Source organism: Nonomuraea sp. NPDC001684, from assembly GCF_053596515.1.
Window position 1 is genome coordinate 1 of sequence record NZ_JBSFGJ010000670.1, and the last position, 3,633, is coordinate 3,633.

General features: G+C 73.6%; 6 protein-coding genes and 2 pseudogenes. 5 read left to right on the top strand and 3 right to left on the bottom strand.

All coding sequences use genetic code 11. The features are described 5' to 3' along the window. A partial coding sequence (locus tag ACWCSD_RS49750; RefSeq protein WP_449926382.1) for a LysR substrate-binding domain-containing protein occupies nt 1-238 on the top strand: 238 nt, incomplete at its 5' end. On the opposite strand, the gene ACWCSD_RS49755 is transcribed toward ACWCSD_RS49750, so the two are convergent. The 3 genes from ACWCSD_RS49755 to ACWCSD_RS49765 all read right to left on the bottom strand — a co-directional run bounded on the left by ACWCSD_RS49755 (nt 228) and on the right by ACWCSD_RS49765 (nt 1,886). After that, the gene (locus ACWCSD_RS49755; protein WP_397163707.1) at nt 228-602 is read right to left on the bottom strand and encodes a type II toxin-antitoxin system death-on-curing family toxin; all 375 of its coding nucleotides are present in this window, start codon (nt 600-602) and stop codon (nt 228-230) included. The genes ACWCSD_RS49750 and ACWCSD_RS49755 overlap by 11 nt on opposite strands. Further along, complete coding sequence (locus ACWCSD_RS49760; protein ID WP_397163705.1) at nt 599-802, bottom strand: DUF6290 family protein; 204 nt, start codon at nt 800-802, stop codon at nt 599-601. The genes ACWCSD_RS49755 and ACWCSD_RS49760 overlap by 4 nt, the downstream gene beginning before the upstream one ends. Before the next feature lie 67 nt (nt 803-869). Further along, nucleotides 870-1,886, bottom strand: coding sequence for an aldo/keto reductase (locus ACWCSD_RS49765; RefSeq protein WP_449926385.1), 1,017 nt, complete (start codon nt 1,884-1,886; stop codon nt 870-872). A gap of 105 nt (nt 1,887-1,991) precedes the next feature. Between ACWCSD_RS49765 and ACWCSD_RS49770 the strand changes: the two are divergent. From ACWCSD_RS49770 to ACWCSD_RS49785, 4 genes and pseudogenes are all read left to right on the top strand, one after another. Then, nucleotides 1,992-2,150: pseudogene (locus ACWCSD_RS49770) on the top strand (helix-turn-helix domain-containing protein); the annotation flags it as partial. 175 nt (nt 2,151-2,325) lie between these two features. Further along, nucleotides 2,326-2,436: an FAD-dependent oxidoreductase gene (locus ACWCSD_RS49775; protein WP_449926388.1), complete on the top strand. Its 111-nt coding sequence runs from the start codon at nt 2,326-2,328 to the stop codon at nt 2,434-2,436. Then, nucleotides 2,433-3,332, top strand: a complete 900-nt coding sequence (locus ACWCSD_RS49780) for a phytoene/squalene synthase family protein (RefSeq protein ID WP_397159992.1) — start codon at nt 2,433-2,435, stop codon at nt 3,330-3,332. The genes ACWCSD_RS49775 and ACWCSD_RS49780 overlap by 4 nt, the downstream gene beginning before the upstream one ends. Further along, nucleotides 3,329-3,633: pseudogene (locus tag ACWCSD_RS49785) on the top strand (phosphate acyltransferase PlsX); the annotation flags it as partial. The gene ACWCSD_RS49780 and the pseudogene ACWCSD_RS49785, both read left to right, overlap by 4 nt.

The window sequence follows — 3,633 nt, forward strand, 5'->3', positions numbered from 1 at the left end:
GGTGCAGCTCGTGGCGGGCGGCCTGGGCGTGACGCTGCTGCCGGAGTCGGCCGTGCCGGTGGAGACCGGCAAGCGGGTACGCCTGGCGCTGCGCCGCTTCGCCGCCCCCGCCCCCGGCCGCACGATCGGCCTGGCCTACCGCGCCTCCTCGGCCCGCGCGGCCGAGTACGACCAGCTCGCCAAGGCCGTCCGCACCGCCATCCGCCAACGCCGCCTCCCGGTCAAGCTCACCTCGTGAACGCGCGCAACGCCCCGGCGATCTCCGTCACGTCGTCGAGCTTGCCGGAGGCGACGGCGACGATCAGGTCGTAGGCGTCGTCGTCGGCCGGGTCGAGCTCGATTCCGTTCTTCGCGAGGAAGACGTAGGTCGTGAGCCAGCCCGCGCGCTTGTTCCCGTCGACGAGCGGACGGTTGGTGACGATCGAGTGGAGGAGGGCCGCGGCCTTGGTCATCAGGTCGGGATAGGCGTCATGCCCGAACAGCGAGGTCCGCGGCCGCAGGAGCGCAGCCTCCAAGAGCCCGAGGTCACGCACCTGGAAGGGGCCGCCCACCGCGGCCCGCGCGATGCGGAGCCCCTGTTCGAGGCTGACGTAGCGGATCACTCGCCCAGCCTGCGCAACAGGTCCGCGAATCGCCTGGCGCCTTTCTCGGCCAGAGCGTCGGTGATCTCGTCGTCGGAGGCGCGCTCCAGGTACTCCTCGATCGCGCGCAGCACGATCTGCTGCATGCTTCGCCCTTCCAGCTCGGCACGCTTACGAAGAGCCTCGGTCTGTTCGTCGTTGAGGCGAAGGGTCATGGCCATGCCCTCATCGTAGGTCGGGGGCGGTATCACAGCGATACCACGGACAACACTTCGCTTTGCGCCGGGATCAGCGGGGGACGAGGTGGAAGAAGGAGCCGTCGGAGGGGGTGTGGGCGGGGTCGGAGAGGTCGTCCAGGCGGGTGGCCGCCTCCGGCGGGAGGGTGAGGTCGAAGGCGGCCAGGTTCTCCCGCAGCTGCCGCACCGAGCGCGGCCCGAGCAGCACCGACGTGACGCCGGGACGTCCGGCGACCCAGGCCAGGGCGACCGCGGCCGGGTCGGCCCCCAGCTCGGCCGCGACCTCGGCCAGCCCCTCGGCGACGGCCAGGTTGCGGTCGTTGAGCAACGACTGCGCCCAGCGGGCCGCGCCGGGCATCGCGGCGCCGAGCAGGCGGCCCATGCGGCTGTCCGGGTCGGGGATTTCGCCGCGCCGGTAGCGGCCGGTCAGGACGCCGCCGCCGAGCGCGCCGTACACCACCGTGCCGAGGCCGAACCGGGCGCAGGCGGGCAGGATCTCGGCCTCGACGACCCGCTGGAGCAGCGAGTACTGCGGTTGCAGGCTCACGAACGGCGTGCCGCCCACCCGCTCGGCGGCCCACTGCGCCTCGACGATCTGCGCGGCGGTGAAGTTGGAGCAGCCGAGGTAGCGCACCTTGCCCGAACGGACGAAGCCGTCGAGGGTGGCCATCGTCTCCTCGATCGGCGTGCCCGGGTCCCACTGGTGGCACTGGTAGAGGTCGATGTAGTCGGTGCCGAGGCGGCGCAGGCTGGCCTCCAGGGCGCGGGCGAGGTGCCGTCTGGACAGGCCCCGCCCCTCCGGGCCGACCGGCATGGCGCCCTTGGTGGCCAGCACGACCCACTCGCGCCTGCCGCGCAGCGCCCGGCCGACGATCTCCTCGGTCTCACCCCGGTGGTAGAGGTCGGCGGTGTCGATGAAGTTGCCGCCCGCGTCGAGGTAGGCGTCGATGACGCGGCCCGCCTCGGCGGCGTCGCCCGCGGCCAGGCCGTGCTCGGTGCCGAAGTTCATGGTGCCGAGGCAGGCGCGGGAGACGCGCAGCCCGGAACGTCCCATGGTCTGGAAGTGCACGAAGATACCCCTAGAATCGGAATGACTGTTCCGCTTGGATGCGGGGAACGATACGGAACAACGGTTCCGGATGTCAACGCGAGGATGTCGACGCGAGGAGGGGCCATGCGTGCCGACGCCCGGCGCAACCGCGCCCGTGTGCTGGAGGCGGCCGAGGTCGTGCTGGCCCGCGACGGGCTCGACGCCTCGATGCGCGAGATCGCCGCGCTGGCCGGCGTGGGCGTGGGGACGATCTACCGCCAGTTCCCCACCAAGGAGGCCCTGTACGCGGCGATCGTGGCCGACCGGCAGGAGCGGCTGGCCGAGATGGCCGAAGAGCTGGCCGGCGCCGCCGACGCCGGAGCGGCCTTCTTCGAGTTCTTCGACCGCATCGTGGCCTACTCCACGGTACCGCTTCACCCAGACGGCGTGGCTGCGGCCCTCGGCGGTCGCCCGGCGGGTGCCGGGACTGCACTTCGCCGGCATGTACACCGCGCCCGGCGTCGGGATCCCTCCGGTGCTGATCTCCGGCCGGCTCGCCGCCGAACGCATCTTGAAGGAGGCCCGTTGACGCTCACCGCCAGCTACGAACGCTGCCGACAACTCCACGCCCGCTACGGCCGCTCCTACTACCTGGCCACCCGCCTGCTGCCCCAGTGGAAACGCCGGCACGTGCACGCCCTGTACGGCTTCGCCCGCTACGCCGACGAGATCGTCGACTCCTTCACCATGGCCGGCGACCGCGCCCGCGCGCTCGACGACCTGGCCGCCAAGGTCGAGGCCGGGCTGGCCGGGGCGGCGACCGGCGATCCGATGCTGCCCGCGTTCCTGCACACCGTGCACTCCTTCGGCATCGACCACGGCGACGTCCGCGCCTTCCTCGCCTCGATGCGCGCCGACCTGTCGGTGCGGCGGTACGCGACCTACGACGATCTGCTGGGGTACATGTCGGGATCGGCCGCCGCGATCGGCACGATGATGCTGCCGGTGCTGGAGCCGGCGCCCGGCCACGAGGAGGCGGCCCGCGAGCCGGCCAGGCAGCTCGGGCTGGCCTTCCAGCTCACCAACTTCCTGCGCGACGTCGCCGAGGACTTCGCCCGCGGCCGGGTCTACCTGCCGATGGAGGATCTGGACAAGTTCGGCGTCGTGCCCGGCATGCTGGGCGAGCGGCGGACCCGGCGGGCGGTGCGCGACCTGCTGGCCTTCGAGGCCGGGCGGGCCCGCGAGCACTACCGGGCCGCCGACGAGGGCATCGGCCTGCTCGTCGCCTCCTCGCGGCCGTGCGTGCGCGCCGCCTTCGAGCTGTACGGCGGCATCCTCGCCGAGATCGAGCGCCGCGGCTTCGACGTCCTGGCCGGGCGGGTGCGGGTGCCGCGCCGCCGCAAGGCCGCCGTCTTCGCCCGGCACCTGCTGGCCTCCGCCGGGTCGGGCCGGGCCGAGCGGCGCGTCCGCGTGGAGCTGCCGTGACCGGCGCGGCCCCCGTGGTCCTGGACGCGATGGGCGGCGACCACGGGCCCGCCGAGGTGGTCGCGGGGGCGGTGCGGGCCTGCCGGGAGCACGGCGTGCCGGTCGTCCTGGCCGGCCCGGCGCCGCGGCTGGCCGAGGAGCTGCGGCGGCACGGCGCCGCGGACCAGATCGCGGTGGCCCACGCCGAGGAGGCCGTGCCCATGACCGAGCGGGGAGCGGGCGCGACCGCGCTGGCCGCATCCAGCCTGGCGATCGGCTGCGACCTGGTCGGACGGGGCGAGTGCGGGGCGCTGGTGTCGGC